The sequence below is a fragment of the Arthrobacter sp. StoSoilB5 genome, from assembly GCF_019977235.1.
Classification (GTDB): Bacteria; Actinomycetota; Actinomycetes; order Actinomycetales; family Micrococcaceae; genus Arthrobacter.
The window spans coordinates 2,493,437-2,519,974 of sequence record NZ_AP024646.1 but is presented as its reverse complement, the minus strand read 5'-3'; the positions used below and the strand labels follow the sequence as shown (position 1 = coordinate 2,519,974).

The window sequence follows — 26,538 nt, the reverse complement described above, 5'->3', positions numbered from 1 at the left end:
TTCGGAGATGGTCTGGTGGTTAGCGGGGCGCAAAGGCTGCCGCACGCATGCTTCTGAGGGTACGCAGCACGATGGTGAGGATTTCAAAGTCCGGGTTCGTCGAGGGTTCCCGACCTGTAAGTTCAGCGATGGCATCCGTGATGAGCCCGAGCCGACTTTCGACGACGGGGTTCGGTGCCTGCGCGGAGCGTCCGTATTGTGGGGCGGCTAGGGCGGTGGAGGCGCTGGAGAGTACGTCGTAGAAGTCTTCGCGCAGTGCCGCCCGGGCCATGGTTTCCCATGGATCGTTTCGGGGCAGGGAATCGATACGCCCGAGCAGTCGGCTGCCTTCGATTTGTTCGAATAGGTCGAAGTAAGTGGTGGCCAGCTGCGCGGCTGGGATGCCTGTGTTGGCCGCGGCTTCGGCGACGTCCAGCAGGGGGTACTGATACAGCAGGGCGGCGGACTTCTCTGCGAAGTTGCGTGGGACTCCAAGGTTTGTCAGCTCCGCGGCTTTGTCATTGATTCCTTGGAGCTGGCCCGGACGCAGCAGCGTCTGCAATTGTGCGGACAGTTTTTCGACGGGCCGTTTGTACTTGGCTACTTCTGCTGTGACATCCAGGGTTCCTGTCTGGTGCTTGAGGAACCACCGGCTGGACCTGTCCAGCAAGCGGCGCATGATCCGGTCCATTCTTTCCTGCGCGGAGGCAGGGACTTTGCCGTCCAGGCTGCGCATATAGCGGAAGAATTCGGGCTGGTCCCAGATCCTGGCGGAAATGAAGTAGGCCTTGATAGCGTCGATTTCGGTGGCGCGGGTCTCTTCGCAGAGGCGAAACACGAAAGTGACGCCTGAGTGGTTCAGGATACGGTTGGCCAGGGACGTGGCGATGATTTCCCGTTTCAGGGGATGTGCTTGAACGTGGTGCCGCGCCATCTCCAGGAGCTGGTCAGGGAAGTAGTCGTCCAGTTCCTGCTGAGCCCAGGCTTCGTCGGGGATGTCACTGGCAAGGATTTCCTGGCTCAGGGAGGACTTCATGTGGGCAAGAAGAATGCAGATTTCCGGGCGGGCAAGACTCTGCCCTTCATCAAGGCGGCGCAGGATTTCCTCGTCGCTGGGCATCGAGTCCAGGCCGCGGTGGAGCCGGCCTTTGTCCTCCATGAATTTCATCGCCCGCAGGTAGACCCGGGTCATTGACGAGGTGTGGGCGGCAGTCGTTCCGAGCGCGAAGTTCTGTTCGTAATTGTTGGCCAGCACGGCTTGTGCGACGTCGTTGGTCATGGCCCGCAGGATCTCTGCCCTGTCGGCCGCAGGGATGTCTCCTGCAGCTACAGCGGCGTCAAGGAGGATCTTGATATTGACCTCGTGGTCGGAACAGTCGACACCGGCGGAATTATCGACGGCGTCGGCGTTGATCCGGACACCGGACAGTGATGCCTGGACACGGCCTCGGGCCGTGACGCCGAGGTTTCCGCCTTCACCGATGATCTGGGCTCTGATTTGGTCCGCGTCGATCCGTACGGCGTCGTTTGCCTTGTCCATGACATCGGCATGGGATTCGAGGCTGTGCTTGATGTACGTGCCGACGCCCCCGTTGAACAGCAGAGTTGCCGGGGCTTTGAGGATGACCCGGATGAGATCTTCAGGCGTGAGCGTTACGGGGCCTTCGTAGCGCAGGGCATGAGCGGCCTCGGCCGAGATTCGGATGAGCTTGGCTTGTCGGGAGAAAACCCCTCCACCGCCGGATAGCTTGCCCCGGTCGTAGTCGTCCCAGGAGGAGCGTTCCAGTCCGAACAGACGGGAACGTTCCTCGTACGACACGGCCGGGTCCGGGGTGGGGTCGAGGAAGATGTGGCGGTGATCGAAGGCGGCTTTGAGTGCGATTTTGTCGGTGTAAAGCATGCCGTTGCCGAACACGTCACCGCTCATGTCACCGATCCCGACGGTGTCGATGGTCCCGGAGTTCCAAGGGAAATCCGCCTCCATGAGGTGCCGCTTGACCGATTCCCAAGCGCCACGGGCTGTGATGCCCATGGCCTTGTGGTCGTATCCCACAGTGCCGCCGGAGGCGAAGGCATCGCGGAGCCAGTAGCCACGGGTTGCCGCTACCTCGTTGGCAAGATCCGAGAATCGGGCCGTTCCCTTGTCGGCGGCGACCACCAGGTAGGGGTCATCGGCGTCGTGGCGGACGACGTTGGCCGGGGCTTCGATGATTGTCCCGTTCACGCCTGGAATAACGTTGTCGGTCAGGTCAAGGAGTCCGTTGATGAAGGTCCTGTAAGCCTCACGGCCTGCCGTGCCGGGATCCCCCGTTCCGGTGTTTTTGACGTAGAAGCAGCCTTTGGCTCCGGTGGGGACGATGACGGCGTTTTTGACGACTTGAGCTTTGACGAGGTCGAGAGCTTCCGTGCGGAAATCTTCGCGGCGGTCACTCCAGCGAAGACCGCCGCGGGCGATGGATCCGAACCGGAGGTGGATACCTTCAACGGTGGGCGCGTAAACCCAGATTTCGTGTTCCGGTCGTGGTTCGGGGAGCAGCCCAAGTTCGGCTGCAGCGATCTTCAAGGAGATGTAGGCATGCAGTTCCCCGTCGGGGCCTGTTTGGAAGAAATTGGTCCTGACGGTGGCTTTCATTGCGTCCAGGTACGCGCGGATGATCTTGTCATCGTCCCTGGCGGAGATGTCATCCAAGGTTTCGAGAAGATCCTCGAGGATTCCGTGGCCGCGATCATCGGTCGACCCAGCGTCGGGAGCGAACCGGCCGTGAAAGTAGCCGATCAGCTGGGCTGCAATGTGCCCGTGTCCGGACAGTACATGGGCGACTCTTTCCAGCGAGAAGCCCAGCCCGCTTTGGCGCAGGTAGCGGAAGTAGGCGCGTAGCAAGAGCGCGTCACGGTGTGAGAGCCCAGCGGTGGTGATGAGCCCGTGGAAGGCATCTGTTTCAGTCGCCCCTGTCCAGACTGCCCGGATCGATTCTTCGATTCGGTCACGGGTTGAATCGTCAACTGGTATCTGGCTGGTTCCGTCAATGCCAAGGTCGTAGATCCACGCGACAGGATGCTCGTCGGGGGCGATACGGTAAGGGCGTTCGTCCCGGATCGTGATGCCCATGTCCCGGAACGGAGGGACCAGATCTCCAAGGGACAGCTCAGCGGGACTAATGATTTTCAGGCGCTGCTGCCCGGCCGTTTCCGACAAGTAGAACCGCAGAGTGTGTTCCCATGCCGCACCTGTGCCGGCCTCGATGTCCAGGAAATCCGCGAGGGCATCCTTGGCCGTGAACGACTCACGATAGGACAGCGGCAGAGCGCTGATCCAGCGGCGGATCAGGGCGTCAGCTTGACCAGTTCCGAGTGAGCGTCGTGCTTCGTTCGCAAACGTCGTGTCCCACTCTGTGATCCAGTCGGCGAAGTTTGTGGCGGTGCCGTGCGGAACAGCGGAGAGGTGGGACGTGGTGTCACGGGTTCCGCGGCTGTGCTTCCGGGACTGGTCTTCGGTCAGGTGCGGCATGGGGAGCTTCTTCGATCCTTGAGTGGGCCTGCGCGGTTGGGTTTCTAATTCAGGGACAAGCCCGGGCGGATGATGGCGGAGAGAAGTTCCACGACGGCAAGGTGCGTGGAAACGTCGATGTTGTCGACCTTGGGGTCGACGATGCCGACGACGGAGTTGATGAGTCCAACGTCCACGCCCCGGCGCAACAGGGCTGCTTCCAGTTCGGGGGTGTGGAGAATTTTCGGATCGGCCAAACGGGCTGCGAGGGCGGCGGTGATCGCGTAGCAGCCCCAGTTGGAGCAGGCGGCCGTTACGAGAGCTTGGACCTGGGTGGTTGCTCCCAGTCCTCCGCCGCAAGCGGTGGATCCGTCGGCGCCGTGCGGGATGTGGGCTGCGACGGCTTCGGCGACGTTGCCCATGCCGATTTCGTTGCCCCCGTCGCCTACTGCGACGGTGGGGATGCCGCGTTCGAAGGCGAGGTCGAAGACGTGGTCCACGCGGGCGCGGTCCTGGCCGAAGTTGATCCCTCGCATGTTGTAGTAGAAACCGTTCTTGTTCCGTCCGACGCGTTCGGTGGAGAACAGCAAGGAGGGCTTATATTGTTCGAGAACCTGCTGCGCGGCTGACGGTGCTTCGTCGTCGCTGGTGGTGAACGGTACGAGCGCGACGGCCAGCAGCGTTCCTCCGGTGTTGGCCTCGATGGCCTTTTCCGGTGGCAGGACAGTCAGCCCGGCGGTTTCGAAAATCGGGCCCAGTGATGGGATGAGGGTTTCTTCGGCCAACACGATGGGGGTGGCGCGCTTGCCCAGGGCCAGGGCGCGGGCGATGACGGCCGCGCCGGCGGGTCCGTCGTTTTCGCCGATGGTCGGTGAGATCCATGCTCGGGAAACTGAACCGGTGGTCATCAGGACGGTGGATTTCTCGGGGACAGCGGCGAGCAGTTCCGCGGCGCGGCCGACCAGGGACCAGCCTTCCTGCCGTGTCAGGGCTGCCTCGTAGAGGTGCTCGACTCCACGGCCGCCGAAGTCGATGTTGACGATGCGGTCGAGTCGGTTGTCTTTGGCGGCAAGGGAGCGGCTCAGTGCGCTGGGTTCGTAGGTGGTCAGTTCGGTCATGGTGTCAGCTCCCAAGGATCAGAGTGGAAATGGCGTCGGTGTCGTGGAATTGGGCGGCAAGGGCGTCCAGGGATTCGTCGACGGCGGCAGCGACTTTCAGCGGTCCGCCTGTACGGCGCAACGCGTCAAGGGTGGGTTTGAGGCGAAGGGAGACCCGGGCGCCGGGCTGGCCGTGGGTGTTGACGGTCAGGATGCCGTGGTCCCGGAGCAGGAGTGCGCCGAGCGCGGATGCCGTTTCGGAAGGCACCAGGGTAGTTCTGTCCTGACCGGCCCGTTGCAGGGCGATGGCGTGGATATCGTCTTCGTGGACCATGGGGCCCAGGTCGCTGCGTTCGACGACCGCGCCGAGGCGGGCTTCGAGGGCGTCGGAGATCTGCTGCCCGGACTGGGATTCGGTCAGTAGGTCCTGCGGGTCAAAGCTTTGCAGGGATCGCAGGGCTCCGGCGGCGATCGGTGCACGTGCTTCGGCGCCGACTTCTGAGGCCTTTGCCGAGGCTGCGGCAACCAGCGGAGGTCGACCGACCAGGATGCCGGCGCGGGGTCCTGCGAGGCCGGCTTTGTCGCAGTTGGTGATGCTGAGGTCAGCTCCGAGTTGCAGCGACGGTGCGCCGCCGTGCAGGACGGTCCGAAGGCGTGCACCGTAGGCTTCGTCGAGCAGGACGACGGCACCGTTGGCTTGGGCGAATTTCGCAGCTGCGATGGTGTCCTCATCCTTGAGGCGTTCAAGGCTTGAGGTGACAGTGGTGACAACCACAAGGGCTGGCTGGTGCATTTCGATAAGGTTCCGCCAGTCACCGTCGATGCCGGATTCGAGGCACTGGACCCCGGCGAGCCGGGATCCCCGGGGCAGGGAGGCGTGGGAACGGGCGTTGACGGGAACGATCGAAACCACGGGCTTCCCGGCCGAGAGTGCGCCGATCACGGCGATGATGCCGGCGGTGGTGCGGTTGAATACGGCGGCGGCGTCTTCGGGCCGTCCGCCGAGGTGGCCGATCGCTGCCTGGCGGAGTTCTTCGGCGAACAGGCCAGGACCGACCCATTCTTCGGCGTAGGTTGCCAGGTCTTCGACCCGCAGAGGCAGGTCCCTTTGGTTGCCGGTGTAGACAGCTACGGCGTCGGCCCCGGCAGCCCGGACACGTTCGGCGGCGATGGCCTGTCCGTGGCGGAGGCGGCGGCCTTCGGCGATGCTGGAATCGATGATGGCGCCGCGGGCGTAGCCGACTACCGGGTCGATGGGGTTACCGAACCGGTCGGACTTGGCCGTGGGTGCCGTGGACTGGCTAGCTAACAAAACGGGGGCCTTTCGTTGCTGCTGGTGTGAAGATGTGGCTGGGTTGGGGTTCGACGGTCAAGGAACGGGTCGCGGTGGTTGCCGCGACGGTCTCCATCAGGGCAATGACGTGCTGGTGGGTGGCCAAGGGGATTCCGTCGGTCTGCAATGCCGATGTTCCTGTGGCGCCGTCCCGGGCACCTGCTTCCAGGCAGGCTTTCAGGAGAACTTCCTCGGCTGCTGCGCTGTGGCAGGCCTCGGGGAGCCGGAAACTTGCTCCCAGCGCTGCGGCCAGGGCGTAGGCGCCCCAGTTGGAGACCGATGCACTGATGGTTACTTGGGTTTTGGTGACGGTGTAGATGCCCGAGTCGCATCCGGCGCGGCAGGTCCCGTCCCCGGGGAGCCGTTGGGTGATGCGGCGACGGTGGGCGCCGAAGCCGATTTCGTTGCCGCCATCGCCGATGCCGATGGTCAGGATGGACGAGCGGGCGGCAAGGTTGGCCAGGTGGTGGAGCTGAGCGACGTCATCTGCGGAGCGGCAGTCACCCCGTACTCCGTGGAACCGTCCCTGGGTGCCGGGGCCGTCGCGTTCGATGAAGATCGCGGCAGTGGGGTGGTAGAGGGTGATCAGGCGCTGGGCTGCCTGCCGGCCTTCGCGCTCCCCTGGTTCGACAAGTTCAACTTCCGGTTCAAAACCTGGTGGATAGTTCAGTGCCTTGATCGCGGCCCGGACGGCGGGTGCGTGGCGGGCCTCTGTGACCATGACGACCTTGGCGCGGAGGGTCCGGGTGATCGCCCGGGCGAGTGCGGCTGCGCCCATCGGTCCGTCCGTTTCGCCTTGGGGCAACCACGGGCCGATGCCTGCTCCCGTGGCGATCAGGACTGTTGAGTTCGTCGCTACGGATTCGCGTAGTTTCCGTTCGGCAAGTCCGGTCAGGGCCTCCCCGAAAGCATCCCGGCAGGCGCCGTAGAGTCCTGAGACAATCCCAGCTGGTAGCTTGCCATCCGCTGGTCGGATCTCAATAGTCATGATCCGGTCCAGGCTTTCCATGACTGCGGCCAGGTGCCGTTCGTCGGCCACAGGGGCGGCTGTGGGTGCTTCTGTGTGTTGGTGGGATGCTTTCGGGGAGTTACTCATGGTTAGACGTCGATCCGGCTCTTGTAGGTTTCTTTCAGCATGAACGTGCAGGTGACGCTGACTGCCGCAGCGATGATGACGTAGACGGCGACGAACTTCGACTGGCCGGTGGTGCTGACGAGCCAGGCCGCGACCAGCGGTGTGGGGGCGCTGGAGATGATGCCTGAGAGCTGGTAGGCCAGTGAGGATCCGGTGTAGCGATAACGTGCCGGGTACTGTTCGGCGTAGATGACCGCGTGCAGGGAACCCGTGGATGCGTGGCCGATGCCCAGGCCCAGGATCAGCGCCAGCCAAACCAGCGGTTCGGTGGCGGATTCAAGAAGCCAGAAGAACGGGAAGGCGTAGAGGCCCAGGAACAGCGACCCGGCGCCGTAGACCTTCTTGCGGCCGAAGCGGTCCGAGAGCCAGCCAAAGACGGGCTGGAGGCAGAGGTCCACGGCAGCACCGAGCAGTAGACCGGTCACGGCCCAGGTGCGGGGCAGTTTCAGGGTTTCGGTGACGTAGACCAGGGAGTAGACGGTGATGAGGAAGTAGCCGACGTTCGCTGCGCTCTGCAGGAAGACAAGGTTCAGGGTACGGCGCTTATCGTTGGCGAGGACTTCGCGGATCGGGAGTTTGGCGACCTTGCCTTCTTCCTGGACCTTCTTGAAGGCATCCGGTTCAGTAACGGCAAGGCGGATGTACATGCCCACGACCAGCAACAGGAAGCTCGCCAGGAACGGGATACGCCAGCCCCAGCTGAAGAACGCATCGTCGGGCAGGGTGGATACGGCGGCGAACGCGCCGGTGGAAAGCAGCAAGCCTGCGGGAACGCCCATCTGCATGGTGGCTCCAAAGAGGCCGCGGCGTCCGGCCGGTGCGTGCTCGACCGACATCAGTGCAGCACCACCCCATTCACCTCCGAGGGCGAAGCCCTGGAAGACGCGCAGGACAATCAGCAGGATCGGGGCCCAAATGCCGATGGTCCGTTCCTCGGGGATCAAACCGATCAGTCCTGTACACAGTCCCATGACGAGCAGGGTCAGGATCAGCATCTTTTTGCGGCCGAGTTTGTCACCGAAGTGTCCGATGACCACGCCACCGACGGGGCGCAGGAGGAAGGCAACAGCGAAGGTTGCCAGGGAGCTCAGTGTTGCAATGGCTGGCTCCATGTCCGAGAAGAACACCCTCGGGAAGATCAGGGAAGCGGCAGTGCCGTAAAGAAAGTAGTCGTACCATTCGATGGTGGTTCCGATGAAGGAACTGGCTGCTGCCCTGACCGAAACTTTCCCCTTGGTATTGACCGGAACCGGTTCAATGACACCTTGACTGCTCATGGTGGGTCCTTTCGAGTCCAGCCCGGTTGGCCGGATGCTGGGGTTATGCCTGTCCGGCGTCATTGCCGGCCAGATGGGGGGGTGGTGCGGCGGGAGAAGGTTGTTGCCGAGTTCTGGGTCCTTCTCCCGCCGGTCTTTCAGAGAGCGATAGTGACGCTCTTGCGCTGGGTGTAGCTTTCGAGGGCTCCCTCGATGGAGTACTCAGCGCCGATACCGCTTTGTTTGCGGCCGCCGTAGGACATGCCCGGGAGCTGTCCGCCAGCGCGGTTGATCTGGACCCATCCGGCGTCGATGTTCTCTGCCATCCGCAGGGCGGTGTTGAGGTCCTGGGTGAAGACATACGCGGCGAGGCCGTAGTGGGTATCATTGGCCCAGGTCACGACCTCTTCTTCGGTCTGCCAGGGGATGGCAACCAAGACGGGACCGAAGACTTCCTCGCGGGCGATCCTCCAGTTGTTGTCTACGCCGGCGATGACCGTCGGGGTCAGCCTCAACGGAGTGTCACCGTCAAGCTTGGTCGAAGGGCCACCGGTGAGGAACTGAGCTCCCTGGTCCGCTGCCTGCTGAACGAAGTCGGAGATTTCTTCGTAGCGGGTGGTGTTGATGACCGCACCCATGTCCGTGGCTTCAACGAGCGCATCCCCGATAACGAGGTCTTCGACGGCGGCGATGACCTTGGGCATGAAGTCATCCCAAATGTCGGCGTGGACGAAGAGCCGGGATCCTGCGGTGCAGGATTGGCCCTGGCGTGCGAAGCGCATGGCCGCGACGACGTTCTTGGCCGTTTCCTCGTTGTTGCTGTCAGGGAAGACAACGGCCGGGCTCTTGCCGCCCAGTTCCAGGGTTGCGTGGCCGATACGGTCGGCGACGGCGTGGAGGACACCGCGCCCGACTTCGCTGGATCCAGTAAAGGAGACCTTGGCGACGTCCGGGTGCTTGGACAGTGCGGCCCCGGCATCCGAGCCGCGGCCGGTGACAACGTTGAGCACACCCGGCGGAAGGATTTCGGCGGCCAGTTCGCAGATTCGGATCACCGCGAGGGGAGCGTCTTCTGCCGGCTTGAGGATCAACGTGTTGCCGGTGGCCAAAGCCATGCCGATCTTCACGGCGCCCAGAACCAGTGGTGAGTTCCACGGGATGATCGCAGCGACGACACCGAGCGGGTCGCGGGTGGAGTAACTGAACAGGCCCTGTCCCAGGGGCAAGGTTTCGCCCTTTTGTTCCGAGGCGGTGCCGCCGTAGTAGCGGAGAACCTCAACGGTGGAGGCCACTTCGCCGCGGGACTGGGTGCGGATGGCGTTGCCGGTTTCGGCTGCCAGCAGGCGGGCGATCGCTTCGGCGTTTTCAGCAACTGCGTCACCGAGACGGGTCAGGAAGGCGCCACGTTCACGGGCGGGGCGCTGGCGCCAGGTGCGAAAGGCTTCTTGGGCAGAGGAGACGGCGCGGTCGACATCCGCTGCGGTGCTGCGTCCGATCACGGCGACGGTGGACCGGTTGCTCGGGTTCTGCACCTCAAGGGTGCCGCCGTCCTTCGGGTCGATCCAATGTCCGTCGATCAGGAGTCCTGTGGTGCCCTTGCTGGGAAGGACGAGGCTGGCCTGGGCATTCATTAGTTGCTCTCCTTGGTGTTCTTGCGCAGCTGCAGGCCGAACAGTTCTTCATAGATTTCGTTGACCTCCGTGGAGTCCTGTCCGCCGAGCCCCTTTGCTCGGGCAGCGTTGTAGGTCTGCATGACGAGCTGGCTCACAGGCATTGGGAACTGCCCGAATTCCTTCAGACAGAGGCTGATGTCCTTGTGCATCAGGTCAAGGGCGAACAGCGGCGGTCGTTCCTCGGTGAAGAGCGTCTTGCCGAAGTGGTCCAGCATCTTGCTGCCTGCCAAACCTGCTGTGTACACCTCGGTCAGTGTTTCGAGGTTGCCGCCGGCTTTCACCGCTGCTGCCAGGACTTCACCAGCGGCCACCGTGTTGATGGCAACGAGCATGTTGTGGCTGAGCTTGGTCAACTGGCCGGCTCCGACGGGGCCGCAGTGCACGATCCGCGCTGCCAGCTGCTCGAGGTAAGGACGGACGTTCTCCAAGTCCTGAGATTCCGCGCCGACCATGAGCAAGAGCGTCCCTGCAGCTGCCCCGGCTACACCGCCGCTGACGGGTGAATCGACGAAGCGGCCCCCGTGAGCTTCAACGGTCGCGGCAAGGGAACGTGCGGTTTCGGGATCAACAGTACTGACGTCGACGATCGTGACGCCGGAGACCTCGGATGCTAGGACACCGTCCGGGCCCTCGATGGCATCACGCAGGATTGCCGGGTTGGGGAGACTGGTGAAGACGGCCTCCGCGCCTTGGGCTGCCTTGGCAGGCGACGAGGTCGCGATGGCGCCCTGATGGACAAGGGCCTCAACGGCCGCGGTATTTGGGTCGAAGATTTGAACGGTGTGTCCTGCTTCGAGAAGCCGTGCTGCCATGCCAGATCCCATGCGGCCGACGCCGATGAATGAAAGTGTGGCCATTTTGTGTCTCTTTTCTCGTCCGTACCCTCAGCCGATGGCTGGAGACAACAGATGCTTATGTTTCGACTTCGCCTTCGAAGCGCGCCAAAGCCACGCCGTTTTCAAGCGATAGAGGAAAGTGATGCTTACTTTTCGCGACATTCAATGAGTTGATGCAGATCACATCTTTGCCGCCTGAAAAAAGAGTACGCATCCTCAATAGGAGGCACAAGCTTCTTTTTATTGCAGTAATAGTTAGAAGAACTTTCCTTTTATTTTCAGTCATACTGCCTATCCAAGGCTGAAGTCGCGCCTGCCGGGCTCTCAACGCGTAAGATAAGGCGGAACATGGGAGGCTGCGTGCGATAGCCAAGGTTCCCCTACCCCCTACGTCGAGGACCGACCCGCACATGATCAACGTCCAACGTCTACGCCTACTGCGGGAACTGTCATTTCTGGGGACCATCTCTGCGGTCGCTGACTCGTTGGGCTTGACCAGACCTGCCGTTTCCCAGCAACTTTCCCAACTCGAAAAAGATACTGGGCTGGTACTCGTTGAACGAGCCGGACGCAGCGTCCAACTCACGGGCGCAGGACTCCGCCTCGTCGAACAAAGCCACGAAGTCTTTGAATCACTCGAGCGCATAGACGCCGAAATCGCCGTCTCACGGAACTCCATCTCCGGAGACCTGCGCATCTCAGCTTTTCCATCTTTCGCCTCGACGGTTCTGCCCACGACCATCTCACTGCTGCGCTCCTCGCACCCTCAGCTGAAAGTCTTCATGTTCGAGCACGAACCAGCTGAAGGCATGGTCGACCTCATGACCAAAAGGGCTGACGTTGCAGTCCTGGACAATCTGTCCAGACAAGATCCACGCAACGAAGCAGTGAGCTACCAACCACTGTTCGGTGATGACTTTTATGTTGTCATGTCCGAGAAGCACCCCTTCCGCAAACTCGATACCGTTCCGTTGGCCCATCTAGCCGAAGAGGAATGGGCGCTAAACAGATCAGCCAGGATCTACCACTCCTCAATCGTGGATGCGTGCCTGGCCGAGGGCTTCAGCCCCAACATCACCTGTGACTGCCGAGACACCACAACAGTGCTGCAGATGGTTCGCGCGGGCCTGGCGATTTCAGTCCTTCCCGGCCTGGCACTCACTGGCCACCAGCAAGGACTCTCCGTCCGACCACTAACACCACTTCTGAAACGCGAAGTCCTATTCGCCACCCTGAAAGGTCGCTCGAGCCACCCTGCGATCCAAGAGTGTTTCCGAGCCATGAGATCGGCATACGCCCGGCGAGTCCAGTCCAGCTTCCGCGGGTTCGCCCTGGATCAAGAAGACGATTTATAGGCAACGGTTTGGCCATGAAGATGCGGCTGCACCCCTGAGGCATAAGGCTCGTTCTGGAGGGTCATCGCAATACAAGGCTCCTAACTCCACCAACGAGCCGAAACCAAGAACTTTGACGCAGGATCCCGAAGTCATGTTGCGCTCAGTCCCCCTCCCCATGAAGCGGTGTAGGCCAACCACGACCTACCGGACGAACCAAGAGAGGAACACATGACCCCAGCTCACAGCACGCGGAGGGCCGACCAGCCACGACCCTGAACCCGCTCCCCCACAACCAATAGGCGACCCGCGGCGCCAGGCACACCCCGCGGCCAGCATCAGAGGGACCTGACCAAACAGAATGTATACACCTTAAAGCAAAAACCCCCTCTGACGAGGGGGTATGCCGTGCCCGAGGTGGGACTCGAACGGGACTCCCGTTCCGGGCAGCTCGCAACGCCAACCGCGCTCCCCCGCCGAGGGAACGCGGTTTGTCTTTACGCTGGCAATAAGGGACGGCGGACGGGTTCGCGATCCCACGTTCTGGGTATGCCTCACGCGGGGAACGGAGCACCCAATGACCGGGAGAACCCATCCAACAGTGAAAGACTCCATGTGCTACAGCTCCTTCCCCATCTCATGAGCTTTTGGACCTACACCCGCATGACCGGGTCGAAAACGGCTACCCGGCCATCCGCTTGGCCGGTGTCAACGGCAGCGGCGGCGTGCTGGAGGCAGCCACAAAATCCCACGTGCGGATGCGCCCTTCTGGTTCGACGTGTTGGACCACCGACAGCGTGCCAACACGCTTGGCGGATGCTCGGTCCCAGGCGGCCCCAGCCCACTCATTGACCGGAAGAAACGCCGGTTATCGGCGCGGAAACCACGGGAGTAGAAGTGGCTGCGAGAACTCCCGCGCGTGGCCCTTTCGGCTCTTTCGGAATTCTGCTCAGTGGATGGTGCCAGCTAGTATTTTCATGGCGGGGCTCCCTCGCCGCCGAAACTTTGCCTGGTCTGACACCGCTGGCGCGGGGTTAGGGCTTCCTGTGTTTGATGGATTGGTCCACTAGTTCAGTCATCCACGGCCGGTGGCCGCGGTGGAACACGATACCTTCGGGTAGTCCTTTAACGGACGGGACCGAGCTGGCAATGTCAATGGTGATCCTGCCGCCTGCCAAGGGTGCGTTGGTAATGTGCAGATCGCCATAGGAATCCGGCAGTGCAGGATCCATCCATAGACCACCTCGGGACACATGTGTGTCATATCCCATCAGGCTGGTCACCAGCAGTATCGGCGACGTTGCAGCCCATGCCTGGGGTGAGCACGCCGTCGGATACGGCACGGGCTCGGACATCACGTTGCGGCTGAAGCCGCAGAACAGCTCAGGCAGCCTGCCGTCTGAATACTCCGCCGCTTCCAGCAGAGCCGTGGAGATCCGCTGAGCCTCCGTCACAAATCCACAGCGCATCAAACCAGCCTGGATAATTGCATTGTCATGCGGCCAAACGGAGCCATTGTGGTAGCTGGCGGGGTTATAGGCACCCATGTCACTTGCCAGAGTCCGTACTCCCCAGCCGCTGAACATCTCCGGTGACATCAGCCGTTCAACCATCAGCGGCGCCTTGTCCTCATCCACGATGCCCACCCACAGACAGTGACCCATGTTGGAAGCACACGCGTCGACCTGTCGCTTCTTACCATCGAGGGCGATGGCGTAGTACCCGCGCTCAGCCATCCAGAATTGCTCGTTGAATTGCTTCTTCAATTGCGCCGCCCGTTCAGCGAGCTCTGCCGCCAGGGTCGCATCACCTGCGTCATACGCCATCCATGAGCGCGCCATATAGGCGTCGTAGACATAGCCCTGCACCTCGCATAGCGCGAGGGGCCCCTCGGCCAACGTACCGTCGGCGAAGCTGATCCCGTCCCAGGAGTCCTTCCAGCCTTGGTTCTGGAGCCCCTGGGGGTTGAGGCGCTCGTACTCGACGAAGCCGTCGCCATCCTTGTCCCCGTAGTCACGGATCCAAGCCAGTGCGCGGTCGGCGTGGGGCAAAAGGGCCGTAATAGTTTCCCGGGCGAATCCCCAACGGCTTACGGCACCGAGCACAACTACAAACAGCGGCGTCGCATCGACGCTGCCGTAGTAGACCGATTTTCCGCCCAGTGACAACCCGCTGGAGACATCGAGCCTAACCTCGTGCAGGATTTTGCCCGGTTCTTCCTCACTCATAACATCCACCACGCTGCCCTGGCGGTCAGCCAGCGTCTGAAGCGTACCCAGAGCCAAAGAGGGATCAACAGGGAGCGCCATCAGTGAAGCCCAGAGCGAGTCGCGGCCAAACAGCGTCATGAACCAGGGCGCTCCGGCGGCAACCATTACACGGTCGCTATGGTTCGGATCCTCGATTCGGAGGGCTCCTAGGTCGTCGTAACTACGGAGCAACGTCCGTTCGATGGAGCGGTTTCCCATATGCAGCACCGGAATTCTGGCCACCCACTCCCGTCGGCGCCGGTCGCTCGGGGACAATCCGTCCCCGTCAGCGCGAATGAACGACGGCGGGGGCGGACTTGTTGCGTCGGTACTCGGCACCACCGTGAGGATGGTACTCCACTGGCCGTGGGCATTGATGGCCACCGAGTAGGTCAAGGTGCTCTGGGTGACATCTGCTCCCGGAGCATGGACAAGAATGCCCTTCCGTGTGTCTTGCCAGGCAGCCCGGATGGCCAAGGAATCACCCTCCACGCGCCGGGTTTCTTCCCACTGGCGCTGAATACGTGCCTCCTTCACTTCGAAAAGATCCGCGAAGTCAGCGTCAACCTGCATTGAGATGAGACATTCGGCCTGCTTCATCGAGTAGTTGCGTATGGTGATCTGCTCCTGGATGCCTGCCCCCACTTCGCGCAGCCGCTCAACGACCAGCGGGCTGTCCGCGTATCCGTCCGCCCGGGGAACCCTGCAGATAATTAATGTTCTGTACGGTTCTTTAGTCTCAGCCGCCAAGGGCTCAAGTGGCTGGCCGTTTACCGCCACAGTCCAGCGAGAAAGGATGCGGGTGTCGAGGACGAAAAGACCGTGGGGATGTTCGGGATATATGTCCCCGTTCGGCGAGGAGATACAGAAAGATGATCCCTCGACCAACGTAATCGTCCCGGCTCCCAAGGGACCGGCCGCTGTGTCAGCATTCCATCCAGCCATGCCAGCCCCTTCTACACGCAAGCGCCAGCTTCCTAAACCCCAAGATCGGGCCACACATCTCCCCTACTCTCGGATCGACGCTACTCCTGATCCCTCGCGCCTGCCAGAGTCAGGATCTCCGTGGAACCAGACCGAGGCGTCAGGTTCCTGACGGGAATAGGCGCGGGGTTAGGTAGGGAGACCACCGAAGTGGAACCACGGCATGATGGCGGGCTCGGCGTTGGAGACGTCGTCGAGGACGATTTCAGTGACGACCTCCGTTTGGTACTTCTTGACGAGCGCCCTTCACGGAGTCCTTGATTTTCGGGCGGGACCAGGCCAAAAAACCGCAAAGCAGACTTCCTGTCCCCTCCCCATTCATCTGGCTGGCTCATCGACCCAGCGCGCTGCTGCACCACCAAGTCGGCCGCGGCGGCCCTGATGCCGGACGCCGCGCACCCGATCCACTTCTCACAGCAGACCTGCGGAAACGGATGGCCCCTCTCCAACCGATCCTCACCCTCGAGGGGCGGCTGACTCTCTGGGGACGATCAGCGCCGCCTCCGTGGGGGCATCGGGCAGTGGGTGTCCTTCGGCATAGTGCAGGGCGATAGCGGCTGTGTAGAGGCCGAGCCGTTCCATGTCGATTGAGATGCTTGAGATGGATGGCATGAAGCGAACGGCCAGCGGGGAGTCATCGTGGCCCACTACGGAAAGGTCTTCCGGAACCCGCATTCGGTTTCGGACCGCCCCGGCAATGACGTCTGCAGCTGTGTCGTCGTTGTAGGCGATCACGGCGGTTACGCCTGCCTCCTTCTACGCGGCTGCGGCCGAACGCCCCGAATCGTCCTGATAGTCGATTTGCCTGACCATGGGCAGGGGGATTCCCGCCTCGGTGCAGACCTTGTTTACGAGCCGCCCCGACGGCACCATCAACCCCGGCGGCATGACCTCCTTCAACCACTATGCCCTCGGAGCTGTCGCCGACTGGATGCACCGCACCGTCGCCGGCCTCGCACCCGCCGAGCCCGGATACAAACGGATCCGCTTCGCCCCGAAACCTGGCGGCGACCTCACGAGCGCCTCCGCACGCCACCTCACCCCCTACGGCCTGGCTGCCATATCCTGGCGGCTCGACGCGGACGGCGCCGTCACCCTCGACGTCACAGTTCCTGACGGAACCACCGCGGAAGTCATCCTTCCGCTGCATCCGGAAAACCTGGCAGTAGAGGTCGAACCCGGTACGCACAGCTGGAACTACCAACTTCCCCAGGGATACAACGACCGCCCTGACTACAGCCTGGACACCACCTTCGGAGTCCTCGCCCAGGACCCGGACGTCTGGGAGAGCCTCTACGGAACATTCGCTTCCTATTTCCCGGGGGTACCGCTGGACGCCAACAACCCCGATGCGAAGAACCTGACCATCCGGGCCATGCTCGGCATGATCCCGATGAGCCCCGCCGGCTTCTCTGAAGCCATCGAAAAAGTCCTGCAAGACGCAAACGAGGTAACCGCATGACCCGCCAAAGCGCCAACACGACAACCGAGCCATCCACCAACACCCTGAGCCTTGAGGAAAAGGCATCGCTCCTCTCCGGCCGTGACTTCTGGTCCACCGCACCCGCTCCAGGAGTCCCTTCCTTCGTCATGGTGGACGGACCCCACGGCGTCCGACGCCACGAAGTAACGGCTGACAACCTAGGCTTCAACGACAGCCTTCCCGCCACCTGCTTCCCACCCGGAACAGCTTTGGGCTCAAGCTGGGACCCCGACCTCGTAGAGGAAGTCGGCAAAGCCCTGGGCAGAGAAGCCCGCTCCCTCGCGGTCAATGTTCTCCTGGGTCCGGCCATCAACATCAAGCGTTCCCCCCTGTGCGGGAGGAACTTCGAGTACCTCTCCGAAGATCCCCTCGTCACCGGAGTCCTGGGCGCCGCCTATGTCAAGGGCGTCCAGAGCCATGGCATCGGCACGTCAGTGAAACACTTCGCAGCCAACAACCAGGAAACGGACCGAATGCGGGTCAGCTCCGACGTCGATGAGCGGACGCTGCGCGAAATCTACTTCCCGGCTTTCGAACGGGTAGTCCGCGACAGCGACCCGGCCACCGTGATGTGCCCCTACAACCGCATCAACGGAACCTACGCCTCAGAAAACCAGTGGCTCCTCACCGACGTCCTGCGCACAGAATGGGGCTTCCGGGGCGCCGTCACCAACCGCACCGCTGCCCTCAAGGCCGGACTTGACCTTCAAATGCCCGGAACCGACGGCGCCACTGTCGCCGAAATCATCGCCGCCGTCGAAGGCGGCGCACTGGCGGGCGAGCATGTTGATGCCAGCGCCGCGAGGATCGCCGCGCTGCAGCGCCGCACTGCCATCCACGACGCCTCGACCGCGTTCGACGCCGACACGCACCATGCCCTCGCACGACGGGCGGCCGGAGCATCCATCGTCCTGCTCCGCAATGAAAACAACGTCCTCCCCCTTGACTCAGATAGCGACGTCGCGGTCCAGGGCGAATTCGCTCAAAAGCCTCGCTACCAGGGCGGCGGCAGCTCCCACGTCAACGCCACCCGCGTCGACGTCCCCCTCGACAAACTCCGCCTTGCCCTGGGCGAAGGGCGCGTGCACTACGCGCCAGGTTATGGTGCGGCCGGTGCGGACTCTACGGCCGCCCTGGTGCGGGAAGAGGCAGCGGACCTGGCACGACGGGCCGATATCAGTGTCGTATTCGTCGGTTTGGAAGAGAAAGAAGAATCCGAAGGCTTCGACCGCACCCACCTTCACCTTCCGGCTGACCACGTCGCACTCATCCGCGTGGTCGCCGCAGCCAGCCCGCGTACCGTCGTCGTACTCTCCAACGGCGGTGTGGTGACTCTTGAACCGTGACATGACGATGTCGATGGCATTGTTGAGGGCTAGGCCTTGGGCCAGGCGGGAGGCGGAGCCCTCGCCGGTGTCCTGACCGGACGGATCAACCCCTCAGGCCAGCTCGCCGAAAGCATCCCCTTCAGGCTCAACGACACCGCGCCCTTCGTCAACTTTCCCGGCGAGGCAGGACACGTCCGCTACGGCGAAGGCATCCTCGTCGGATACCGCTACCACGAGACCGTCGATGTGCCCGCCCGGTACCCGTTCGGGCATGGCCTGAGCTACACCACCTTCACATACTCCGACCTGACCGCTATGCCGACCGGAGTGGACACCGCAAGCGTCCAGGTCACCGTCACCAACACCGGGAACCGGTCCGGGGCCGACGTCGTCTAAATCTACGTCGCCGCGCCCGAAGGACCCGTCCGGAGGCCAGTGCGCGAACTGCGGGCCTTCCAAAAAGTTGCCCTCGAACCGGGCGAATCCCGCACCCTAACTTCGAATTGGTCCGACGTGCATTCGCCTACTACGACATCACCGACAGCCGCTGGGCAGTCACCCCCGGCCAATATCGCCTTGAATTGAGCCGTTCCTCCCACGACATCGCCGCACGAAGCACAATCCACCTTGACGGGGACCTGGGCCGCCCGTCCCCGCTGACCCTCGCCTCCACGATCGAAGAATGATTCACCCACCCCGTCATCGGCGCCATGCTCATCGTGGGTATCTCCGCGTCCATGGCTGAGGAACAGCGCGCCGCAGGGATGCAGGACGGGCTGAAGATGGCCTATTCCAAGCCCATGAACCAGTTCGCGAAGTTCCCTGGCGTCAACATCCCCCTGCACTCCCTTGAACAGCTGATCGAAGCCAGCAAGGAGCCCACGTTCCAGTGAAGCAATCACAGAAACTGAAGAAAAGGGTCTTCCTCACGGGAGCCACCGGAAACTGGGGACAGTACATCCTGCGCGAGTTCGCACGGCGTGCTGACCGGTTCGACGTCCTCGCCCTGGTCCTGCCAACACCAAGAGACACCCCGCTATCCGCCAGTTCGAGGACATGGAAAATCTCAGCGTCGTCTTTGGCGATGTCACGGACTACCCCCACCGTGCTCTCCTACGTGACCGAGACAGACTTTGTCTTGCACACTGGCGCGGTAGTCTCCCCGTTTGCCGATGACCACCCCGAACTGACGCACGCGGTCAACGTCGGCGGAGCCAGGAACATCATCAGAGCCATCAAAAGCCAGCCGGAACCGGACGCCATCAGGCTGGTCACCATCGGGACACGGTCGAGAAAATGAATCGCAACTACGCAGGCTCCCTGGAGCAGATGAGCAATCCGTATGCATTCCCTGGCGGCCACAACCTGACTGGATTGCCGCCGACGCTGCTCGTTGACGCGGATCGCGACTCCCTCCGCGCCTCCGGTGGCGCATTTGCGCAGGAACTTGCTCGTGCCGGTGTCCCGGTCGATTATGAGATAGTCGCTGAAGCCACCCATGGATTCCTGAACCGGCCCGCGACAGCGCACTGCAACACCGGAATCGGCGCCATGGTCCGGTGGCTCGGCTCGCAGCCAAAGAAAAGAGCGCAAAATAGTTCATCGCGAAAGGCGCGCTTTCTATCGGCTGAACGTTGACGACGGCAAGCGCCAGGTTCGATGGGGATCCTAACCGAGGAGACATGGCGGACCTGACGCCCACCTCCCGTTCCCCTCCGACGACTGCGAAGTCGAGATCGAATAAGGCCACGCATGTAGCCGGACTTGTGGAGTCCGGAAAACCTGCCACAGGGGCAGGGAGTTGGCCCACTTACGTACTCCCCAGCTGAAGGCTGCATCACAGCAACGTCTGCGGCGTATCCAGCGCGATGCGCTGCCCCTGTTCCTACAGCGGATGCCAGATCAATCGGAAGTTGGTGAATAGGAGGCCCATGCCTGGTATGCCAACCAGAAGGCAGAGAGGTCCCCTGATGATGAGATATCTCTGCCGGTGATGTCCTTGATTTTGGCTAACCTGTAGGACAGGGTCTGGCGATGGATACCGAGTTGCGTGGCTGTTTCGTTCCACCTGCGGTCGTTTGCAAGGAATGCGAAGAGTGTCTCACGCAAGGCTGAGGTTTTGGCGTCCGGTGCAGCAAGGTCACCAAGCACTTGCTGCACAATTGCTGACGCCTCTTTCCTCGATCTCGTCAGTAGAGAAATTGGTACGCCAGCGAAGTCGAGCCACTGGTGATTTGCTCCACCGGAAGACAAGACTTTGTGGGCTTCCTCTGCAGCGAACATTGCGTCCCGGAGATCAATATGTGTCGAGGACGCAGCGGCTCGAATTCCCAGCCCTTCCAGGAGCTGCCGGACGTCCTTGCGTATTTTTTCGGGCATAAGAAGAAAGAAGGAATTGCGTCCAGGGCCGGCCAGCACTGGCAGGCCTCCGATCGAGACCGCCCTGGCGGCTTTGGGCCCTTGGTCTATCGCGATCGCGACCATCTGATATCCGGCCGCAATGGCACCTGGCTTTAGAACAGCATCGAGATTAGCGGGTATGCGGCCTTCCAGAAGCGCTTCGAGCGTGTGCGCGGAGCGTTCAGCTCGTCCTCTAATCGAACTCAGAAGCTGGCTCACTGCGACGTCGACAACCTGCAGGACGTGGATCAGCAGGAAGCTACTGATTTCCTCCCCGGGAAACTCGGTGATTCTCAGCTTTACATTGGCATCCCCGGGAAGAGAGTAAGAACGCTCGCGAGCCTTCACCAACATCGTGGCAAGGAGCGGCCCCTCAATGATTGTCAGGCCAGTCTGGGTGTCAAGCACGCTGAGCCTCGCCCTCAATAGTGCCTGAAGTTCATCCATCAAACGCTTCGGATCGGCGTGGGCATATGTAGAAAGCTGGTAAAGCTTGCTCAATTTGAGCACCTGCAGTGTCTGCGTGGAGGCTGTCGCTGCAGCAACCGTGCGGCCTATGGCGGCAAATGGCGTCTCCTCATTGGCAAGCAGAACGGGGAATCCTCTTAGATCGGCCTCATCCAAAAGTTCCTGGGACAAGGGCGGCAAGCTCGGGTGATCCCCCAAGGCCACGCCGGCCAACCCTGCTTCGTCCAATTTCCTGACGAAGTCCCGTTGCTCCTCCGCCTCCCGCGGCACGCACAGGCCGACGGTCATGAGTAGTTCGTGAGGTCCCAGCCAACGATCCGGATCGCTCAGTTCGCAACTGTGGGCCCAAAGCACCTGCCGCTCAAGGCCGTTCGCCCCGGCCAGGAGTCGGGTTCCTAAACTCTGGGTGCTTACGAGGTCATTCACGGTCAACACAGACTGGTCCACAGCCAAAATGTTACTACCAAACTAAATGATGGCGGAATTCTTGCATTCGTACGATAAAGGTTGAATTTTCTGGTCATTACTGTGAATTGCACGACATATGACCAACCGTCAAAGGAGATGACACCCCATGGCCCCAAGCAACGTGCTTGCTGATGATTTGTGGATCGGTGTACAGCCGGTAATTGCCGCGAAGAGGTCACCGTCGTGGCGCGCCATGGAGGCTGGGCAATGAGGCTACTGCGCGAAGGCGGCAGCGTTGCCGTGCTCGGCGCCGGTCTTGCCGGTCCCTCCAACAACACCGTGTTGGGAAGCATGGCCGAAGTCCCCCACGACGACATCGAGACAGTCATCGCCAACGCTAACTCCGCGCAGAAGCTCTGGTACGCGAAGACCGTCCTCGAACGGGCCAAAATCCTTCACGAGGTCGCAGCAGAGATCAAGAAGGTCAGCCCGGAAATCGCTGAATTGCTGACCCTTGAAACCGGCAAGCCCTATAAGGAAAGCGCAGATGAGATGAGCTGGTCCGTCTCGGCCGTTGACTACTATGCCGAGCTGGGCAGGCATTCAATCGGTTCCGTGCTTGGCTCGACGATCCCTGGGCAAACCCATTACACGCTCAAGGAACCTATGGGTACTGTCGTGAGCATTCTGCCCGCGAACTTTCCGATTCTGCTGCTCATGTGGTCTGCGGCGGCAGCGCTGGCCGCCGGTAACTCGGTCATCGTCAAGCCCTCGGAGACCGCGTCCTTGACGACACTCTCGTTCATGCGCGTCTTCGACGCTCTTCCGGCCGGCCTGGTGCAGTGTCTAACCGGCGGGCCAGATGTTGCCAAGCAGCTTGTCTCCCACAAAAACACACACATGATTGCATTCACCGGCAGCGTCTCCACTGGCCAGGCTGTCTCCCGCGCCTGCGCCGAGCACTTCAAACCGAACCTCATTGAAGCCTCTGGGAGTGACGTCTTCCTGGTCATGCCCTCGGCACCGATCGATGTGGCGGCACTGGCGGCCACCTTTGCCGCCTTCTTTAATGCAGGTCAGGTATGCACCTCGGGTGAAAAGTTCCTTGTCCCCGAGGACGTCTATGACGAGTTCATGGAAGCCTTCATCGCCAACGTGAAGAGGCTTCGCATAGGACACGGCCTCGACAAGGTTGACCTTGGTCCTCTGGAAACCGCCCGTGAGCTCGACCGCGTTGAGGCCATCCTCGCCCGCGCGGTGGAACAGGGCGCGACAATCACCCTCGGCGGGAAGCGTCTGAATCTTGGCGGGAAATTGGAAATCGGCTTCTTCTTTGAACCGACTATCCTCGAGGGTCTGCGCCCGGACATGGACATCTTCACCACCGAGGTGTTGGGGCCCGTTGCACCTGTTTACAAGGTTTCAAGCTTCGAAGAAGCCCTGAAGAGAAGATCACCAACGACTCCCCCTTCGGCCTCGGCTCGACACTGTACTCCAAGGACGCGGAGGAAATCACCCGGGCAACCAACGAAATCGTCGCGGGCATAGTCTGGATCAACGCCCCGATCCTCGACAACGACGCAGGACCCTTCGGCGGACGCAAGATGTCCGGCATCGGACGCCAGCTGGGTGCCGAGGGCCTGGACACGTTCCGCCACACCAAACTTGTCATGATAGACCCGGCCGCAACCAGCCATGACTTCTGGTGGTTCCCGTATCAGGACGATGAAGCCTGGAAGGGGGCAAACAACGAGACGGCCGAGACCGAAGAGGAACTGCCCGTCCACCACTTCGCACCTGCCGCGTCCTGACCGCCAACCCAGCGCATCATGCATTGAATGGAACCCGGCTGCTGCCAGGCCGGGTTCCCTCCTCCCCCAGGACGTGTCTGATTTCAGTCGAAGCAGCACGCGCGCAAATAACTTGCTGGGGTCTTGCCCGCCTTTCCAGCGGGGCTGCAGCTGGGGTCCCGAGCCCCTGAGTCTGTGACCAATCACATCCCGGCCACCACACTCATTTCTAAAGGAACCCATCATGATCTCCACGATCAACCCGGCCACGGGCGAACAACTTCAGTCCTTCGATGCACACTAGAACCGCCAGGTTCATTCCATCCTGACCACAGCAGTCGAGGCCCAAAAAGCGTGGAGGCTTGTGCCAGTGGAAGACCGGGTGCAAATACTGCGCAACACCGCCAAGGTCCTCCGTGAAAACCTTGCGGACTATGCACAAACTCATCACCGTCGAAATGGGAAAGCCGATAACCGAGGCACGCGCGGAAATTGAGAAGTGCACCCTAACCGCGGATTACTATGCTGAGAATGCCCCGCGCTTCCTGAGCTTCGAAAGCATTGAGACCGGCGCCCATGACAGCGGAGTCGTTTTCGAACCGTTGGGTGTGGTGCTAGCGATTATGCCCTGGAACTATCCGTTGTGGCAGTTCTTCCGCTTCGTCCTCCCGGCACTCGCCGCCGGCAATGGGGCAATTCTCAAGCACGCCAACAATGTTCCCCGGTCGGCGCCGGCCGTCCAAGATGTTCTCGACAAGGCGGGCTTGGCCCCAGGCCTTTGCGCTACCATCCTCGTCGAACCCGAACGGGTGGGTGCCATAATCGCAGATGACCGGATAGCGGCCGTGACGCTCACGGGTTCCACTCAAGTAGGCAGCACCGTGGCCGCTCGCGCCGGCGCTGCCTTGAAAAAGCAAGTACTGGAACTTGGCGGTTCGGATCCGTTTATCGTATTGGCCGATGCGAATATCAAGGAGGCAGACCGGGTTGCGGTCAAAGCCCGGTTCACGAACGCCGGGCAAGCCTGCGTGAACGCCAAGCGCATCGTCGACGAAGAAATTGCGCATGAGTTTGTTGCCGAGTTCGTGATCCGGGCACGGGAGCTTGTGCTCGGAGATCCCTCAAATCCAGCCACGGATATTGGGCCGATGGCCCGCGAAAACCTTCGCGCTACGCTCCATGATCAGGTCCAACGCACCCTAGAAGCAGGCGGACGCCTTCTGCTGGGGGGTGAAGTTGTTGATGGGCCCGGGTTCTACTACCCCCGACCATCATCGACCGCGTCAAACCAGGTCAGGCGGCTTTTGACGAGGAGACCTTCGGCCCTGTCGCAGCGATTACCCGCGTCTCGTCCACCGAGGAAGCAATCGCCTTGGCCAACCAAACGGAATTCGGCTTGGCAGCCGCGCTGTGGACTCAGGACATTGCCAAGGCACGTGAGTTGTTGCCCCGAATTGACGCTGGCGCTGTATTCGTCAACGGCATGGTTGTCTCCGATCCCCGTTTGCCCTTCGGAGGCATCAAGAAGTCGGGCTACGGTCGCGAACTGGGTCCTCAAGGCATCCGCGAGTTCACGAACACTAAAACGGTCTGGATTGGCCCCAGTTTGGAGGAGGGGTAAGGGAATGGAGGTTCCGTTGAAGCGATCGAAGAGGCACTTCCCTGGCACATCAAGTCTCCAGGCCCCGATGTTGCCCCGGCAAACGAAGTGCAGGACTGGGACGATCTGATTCCTGGAGACCTGGTGCAGATTCTTACTGAATCCGGCACTATCAACCGCGCGGTCGTCGATACTATCAGCGACGATGGAAGCATTATTTGGCTTAGGAACGAACCAATCGGCCACCGTTCCCTGCATCTCAAAACTGACCCGGTCTTGTTGTATCGGCGGTAAGACCACTGATACCGGGCAGCAGCAGCTCCGACCCCTTCGGGTCGGAGCTGCTGCTGTGTCAGGCGCAAGCGGCTTTGGGCGGGACTACGGGAATGACTCGTGGGTTCCAGAGACCCTCCACGCCTCCCATCGCCAGCTCCGAAGCGTCTTGCCTGTTGTGGCCGCCGCCTTGTACGTCTCTTGGGTGGGCTTGGGATCCGGCACCCATCGACCCCAGGCTCGTCATCTGCCGTCACTGTGCAACGAAAAGTGGGACCGCCTACCAGCCAGGTAAGCGGTCCCACTTCATTCGGATGAGGCCTGCAGTCATAAGTGCGGGCTACATCCTGTTCGTCGCCGCCAGCACGGGCCTTTGAAAGGGTTGCGAGAGCCTGTCAATGTCTGTGTCAACGACGACGAAATCCTGCCTCAGCCTTCCCGTGGCGTGCGCGACAGACGTTCGGCTGCAGCGACGACGTTCGCCAGCAGCATGGCCCTGGTCATCGGACCGACCCCTCCGGGATTGGGAGAAATCCAGCTGGCCACGCTGCCGGCATCCGCCTCGACGTCACCGCGGAGAGTGGCCTTGCCTGTGACCTCGTCGACCGTGCGCGAGACGCCGACGTCCAGGACAATGGCCCCGGGTTTTAGCTGGTTTGCCTTGACGATGCCCGGGACCCCTACTGCGGCCACGACGACGCCTGCCCGGCCGATCAGTTCAGCGAGGTCAGCTGAGCCGGTGTGTGCCAGGGTCACGGTTGCGTTGATGGCTCTGCGGGTCAGCAGGAGTCCCAGCGGACGGCCGACGGTCACTCCGCGGCCGATAACCAGTACTTCGAGGCCCTTGAGGACGATCCCGTGCCTATTAAGAAGTTCCACGATCGCATTGGGAGTGCACGGCAACGGTGAGTCGAGTTCACCATTGACCGTCAACACGAGCCGGCCGAGGTTGGTCGGGTGCAGTCCATCGGCGTCCTTGTCTGGAGAAATTTTCTCCAGCACGGCGTTCTGGTCGATGTGCGGAGGCAACGGCAGCTGGACTATGTAGCCTGTCGTTTTCGGGTCGTTGTTCAGTTCCTCCAGTACGGCTTCCAACTCACCTTGGGAGATGGAGGACGGGAGGTCCCTCCGGATCGACTCGATGCCGACTTCCGCGCAGTCACGGTGTTTACCTTCCACGTAGGAGTGACTGGCAGGGTCGTCCCCGACCAGGACAGTTCCGAGCCCGACGGTTCCGCCGTGCTCGTTGAGTGTGGCAACGCGGGCGGCCAATTCGCTCTTGATGGCGCGGGCAGTCGCTTTGCCGTCGAGGATGCGTCCCAAGCTGCCCGCTTCGTTGGGCGCCTCCACTAGGATTTCCGACATGTGAGTTTCCTTTCGAATGGTCTTCTGCTGCAAGCGCGAACGAGATTCTCTGCGTGCGCC

21 protein-coding genes and 1 pseudogene are annotated in these 26,538 nt (G+C 61.7%); 10 read left to right on the top strand and 12 right to left on the bottom strand.

Annotated elements, in window-relative coordinates; all coding sequences use genetic code 11:
* Positions 1-19: 19 nt before the first annotated feature.
* The 7 genes from LDN75_RS11370 to LDN75_RS11340 form a co-directional block, all read right to left on the bottom strand.
* On the bottom strand, positions 20-3,487 hold the full coding sequence (locus tag LDN75_RS11370) for an NAD-glutamate dehydrogenase domain-containing protein (protein ID WP_223937355.1): 3,468 nt from the start codon (positions 3,485-3,487) through the stop codon (positions 20-22).
* 44 nt (positions 3,488-3,531) lie between these two features.
* On the bottom strand, positions 3,532-4,584 hold the full coding sequence (locus LDN75_RS11365; protein WP_223937354.1) for a DUF4392 domain-containing protein: 1,053 nt from the start codon (positions 4,582-4,584) through the stop codon (positions 3,532-3,534).
* A 4-nt stretch (positions 4,585-4,588) separates the two neighbouring features.
* Positions 4,589-5,875: a hypothetical protein gene (locus tag LDN75_RS11360; protein WP_223937353.1), complete on the bottom strand. Its 1,287-nt coding sequence runs from the start codon at positions 5,873-5,875 to the stop codon at positions 4,589-4,591.
* Positions 5,865-6,992, bottom strand: coding sequence for a glutamate cyclase domain-containing protein (locus LDN75_RS11355; protein WP_223937352.1), 1,128 nt, complete (start codon positions 6,990-6,992; stop codon positions 5,865-5,867). The genes LDN75_RS11360 and LDN75_RS11355 overlap by 11 nt, the downstream gene beginning before the upstream one ends.
* Before the next feature lie 2 nt (positions 6,993-6,994).
* Positions 6,995-8,308, bottom strand: coding sequence for an MFS transporter (locus LDN75_RS11350; RefSeq protein WP_223937351.1), 1,314 nt, complete (start codon positions 8,306-8,308; stop codon positions 6,995-6,997).
* 137 nt (positions 8,309-8,445) lie between these two features.
* Positions 8,446-9,918: an aldehyde dehydrogenase family protein gene (locus tag LDN75_RS11345; RefSeq protein WP_223937350.1), complete on the bottom strand. Its 1,473-nt coding sequence runs from the start codon at positions 9,916-9,918 to the stop codon at positions 8,446-8,448.
* Positions 9,918-10,817 carry an NAD(P)-dependent oxidoreductase gene (locus LDN75_RS11340; protein WP_223937349.1) on the bottom strand — a complete coding sequence of 300 codons (900 nt, stop codon included), beginning with the start codon at positions 10,815-10,817 and terminating at the stop codon, positions 9,918-9,920. The genes LDN75_RS11345 and LDN75_RS11340 overlap by 1 nt, the downstream gene beginning before the upstream one ends.
* 389 nt (positions 10,818-11,206) lie before the next feature.
* On the opposite strand from LDN75_RS11340, the gene LDN75_RS11335 reads away from it, so the two are divergent.
* The gene (locus tag LDN75_RS11335; RefSeq protein ID WP_223937348.1) at positions 11,207-12,151 is read left to right on the top strand and encodes a LysR family transcriptional regulator; all 945 of its coding nucleotides are present in this window, start codon (positions 11,207-11,209) and stop codon (positions 12,149-12,151) included.
* Between the two features lie 1,013 nt (positions 12,152-13,164).
* Here the strand turns inward: LDN75_RS11335 and LDN75_RS11330 are convergent.
* Positions 13,165-15,324 (bottom strand): glycogen debranching N-terminal domain-containing protein, encoded by a 2,160-nt coding sequence (locus LDN75_RS11330; RefSeq protein WP_223937347.1) that lies wholly within the window; start codon positions 15,322-15,324, stop codon positions 13,165-13,167.
* Between the two features lie 495 nt (positions 15,325-15,819).
* Positions 15,820-16,098, bottom strand: coding sequence for a substrate-binding domain-containing protein (locus tag LDN75_RS11325; RefSeq protein WP_223937346.1), 279 nt, complete (start codon positions 16,096-16,098; stop codon positions 15,820-15,822).
* Positions 16,099-16,207: 109 nt separating this feature from the next.
* Between LDN75_RS11325 and LDN75_RS11320 the strand changes: the two genes are divergently transcribed.
* The 6 genes and pseudogenes from LDN75_RS11320 (at position 16,208) to LDN75_RS11290 (ending at position 19,812) form a co-directional block, all read left to right on the top strand.
* Positions 16,208-16,825 (top strand): alpha-L-rhamnosidase C-terminal domain-containing protein, encoded by a 618-nt coding sequence (locus LDN75_RS11320; RefSeq protein WP_223937345.1) that lies wholly within the window; start codon positions 16,208-16,210, stop codon positions 16,823-16,825.
* Positions 16,822-18,570 (top strand): annotated as a pseudogene (locus tag LDN75_RS11315) (glycoside hydrolase family 3 C-terminal domain-containing protein). Before LDN75_RS11320 ends, LDN75_RS11315 begins: the two are co-directional and overlap by 4 nt.
* 107 nt (positions 18,571-18,677) lie before the next feature.
* Complete coding sequence (locus LDN75_RS11305) at positions 18,678-18,860, top strand: hypothetical protein (protein ID WP_223937344.1); 183 nt, start codon at positions 18,678-18,680, stop codon at positions 18,858-18,860.
* A gap of 24 nt (positions 18,861-18,884) precedes the next feature.
* On the top strand, positions 18,885-19,067 hold the full coding sequence (locus LDN75_RS11300; protein WP_223937343.1) for a hypothetical protein: 183 nt from the start codon (positions 18,885-18,887) through the stop codon (positions 19,065-19,067).
* Complete coding sequence (locus LDN75_RS11295; RefSeq protein WP_223937342.1) at positions 19,064-19,474, top strand: NAD-dependent epimerase/dehydratase family protein; 411 nt, start codon at positions 19,064-19,066, stop codon at positions 19,472-19,474. Before LDN75_RS11300 ends, LDN75_RS11295 begins: the two co-directional genes overlap by 4 nt.
* Entirely contained in the window at positions 19,471-19,812 is a 342-nt protein-coding gene (locus LDN75_RS11290; RefSeq protein ID WP_346347169.1) for an alpha/beta hydrolase fold domain-containing protein, read from the top strand. The genes LDN75_RS11295 and LDN75_RS11290 overlap by 4 nt, the downstream gene beginning before the upstream one ends.
* Positions 19,813-20,076: 264 nt before the next feature.
* On the opposite strand, the gene pmfR is transcribed toward LDN75_RS11290, so the two are convergent.
* On the bottom strand, positions 20,077-21,468 hold the full coding sequence (pmfR, locus tag LDN75_RS11285; protein WP_223937561.1) for a transcciptional activator PmfR: 1,392 nt from the start codon (positions 21,466-21,468) through the stop codon (positions 20,077-20,079).
* Positions 21,469-21,717: 249 nt separating this feature from the next.
* Between pmfR and LDN75_RS11280 the strand changes: the two genes are divergently transcribed.
* Positions 21,718-22,998 carry an aldehyde dehydrogenase family protein gene (locus tag LDN75_RS11280; protein ID WP_263422372.1) on the top strand — a complete coding sequence of 427 codons (1,281 nt, stop codon included), beginning with the start codon at positions 21,718-21,720 and terminating at the stop codon, positions 22,996-22,998.
* Positions 22,902-23,261: an aldehyde dehydrogenase family protein gene (locus LDN75_RS24190; protein ID WP_346347177.1), complete on the top strand. Its 360-nt coding sequence runs from the start codon at positions 22,902-22,904 to the stop codon at positions 23,259-23,261. The genes LDN75_RS11280 and LDN75_RS24190 overlap by 97 nt, the downstream gene beginning before the upstream one ends.
* 593 nt (positions 23,262-23,854) lie before the next feature.
* Here LDN75_RS24190 and LDN75_RS24185 read toward each other — a convergent pair.
* Complete coding sequence (locus LDN75_RS24185) at positions 23,855-24,307, bottom strand: hypothetical protein (protein WP_263422371.1); 453 nt, start codon at positions 24,305-24,307, stop codon at positions 23,855-23,857.
* Between the two features lie 203 nt (positions 24,308-24,510).
* On the opposite strand from LDN75_RS24185, the gene LDN75_RS24180 reads away from it, so the two are divergent.
* Positions 24,511-24,861, top strand: coding sequence for an aldehyde dehydrogenase family protein (locus tag LDN75_RS24180; protein WP_346347176.1), 351 nt, complete (start codon positions 24,511-24,513; stop codon positions 24,859-24,861).
* A gap of 681 nt (positions 24,862-25,542) precedes the next feature.
* On the opposite strand, the gene LDN75_RS11270 is transcribed toward LDN75_RS24180, so the two are convergent.
* Complete coding sequence (locus tag LDN75_RS11270; protein ID WP_223937341.1) at positions 25,543-26,478, bottom strand: bifunctional methylenetetrahydrofolate dehydrogenase/methenyltetrahydrofolate cyclohydrolase; 936 nt, start codon at positions 26,476-26,478, stop codon at positions 25,543-25,545.
* Positions 26,479-26,538 lie beyond the last annotated feature (60 nt).

What these genes read in the sequence shown, in the direction of transcription:
- LDN75_RS11370 (WP_223937355.1), bottom strand. Translation starts at nt 3,487, where the DNA reads ATGCCGCACCTGACCGAAGACCAGTCCCGGAAGCACAGCCGCGGAACC.
- LDN75_RS11365 (WP_223937354.1), bottom strand. Translation starts at nt 4,584, where the DNA reads ATGACCGAACTGACCACCTACGAACCCAGCGCACTGAGCCGCTCCCTT.
- LDN75_RS11355 (WP_223937352.1), bottom strand. Translation starts at nt 6,992, where the DNA reads ATGAGTAACTCCCCGAAAGCATCCCACCAACACACAGAAGCACCCACA.
- LDN75_RS11350 (WP_223937351.1), bottom strand. Translation starts at nt 8,308, where the DNA reads ATGAGCAGTCAAGGTGTCATTGAACCGGTTCCGGTCAATACCAAGGGG.
- LDN75_RS11345 (WP_223937350.1), bottom strand. Translation starts at nt 9,918, where the DNA reads ATGAATGCCCAGGCCAGCCTCGTCCTTCCCAGCAAGGGCACCACAGGA.
- LDN75_RS11340 (WP_223937349.1), bottom strand. Translation starts at nt 10,817, where the DNA reads ATGGCCACACTTTCATTCATCGGCGTCGGCCGCATGGGATCTGGCATG.
- LDN75_RS11335 (WP_223937348.1), top strand. Translation starts at nt 11,207, where the DNA reads ATGATCAACGTCCAACGTCTACGCCTACTGCGGGAACTGTCATTTCTG.
- LDN75_RS11330 (WP_223937347.1), bottom strand. Translation starts at nt 15,324, where the DNA reads ATGGCTGGATGGAATGCTGACACAGCGGCCGGTCCCTTGGGAGCCGGG.
- LDN75_RS11300 (WP_223937343.1), top strand. Translation starts at nt 18,885, where the DNA reads ATGCTCATCGTGGGTATCTCCGCGTCCATGGCTGAGGAACAGCGCGCC.
- LDN75_RS11290 (WP_346347169.1), top strand. Translation starts at nt 19,471, where the DNA reads ATGAATCGCAACTACGCAGGCTCCCTGGAGCAGATGAGCAATCCGTAT.
- LDN75_RS11280 (WP_263422372.1), top strand. Translation starts at nt 21,718, where the DNA reads ATGAGGCTACTGCGCGAAGGCGGCAGCGTTGCCGTGCTCGGCGCCGGT.
- LDN75_RS24185 (WP_263422371.1), bottom strand. Translation starts at nt 24,307, where the DNA reads ATGCGCAATTTCTTCGTCGACGATGCGCTTGGCGTTCACGCAGGCTTG.
- LDN75_RS11270 (WP_223937341.1), bottom strand. Translation starts at nt 26,478, where the DNA reads ATGTCGGAAATCCTAGTGGAGGCGCCCAACGAAGCGGGCAGCTTGGGA.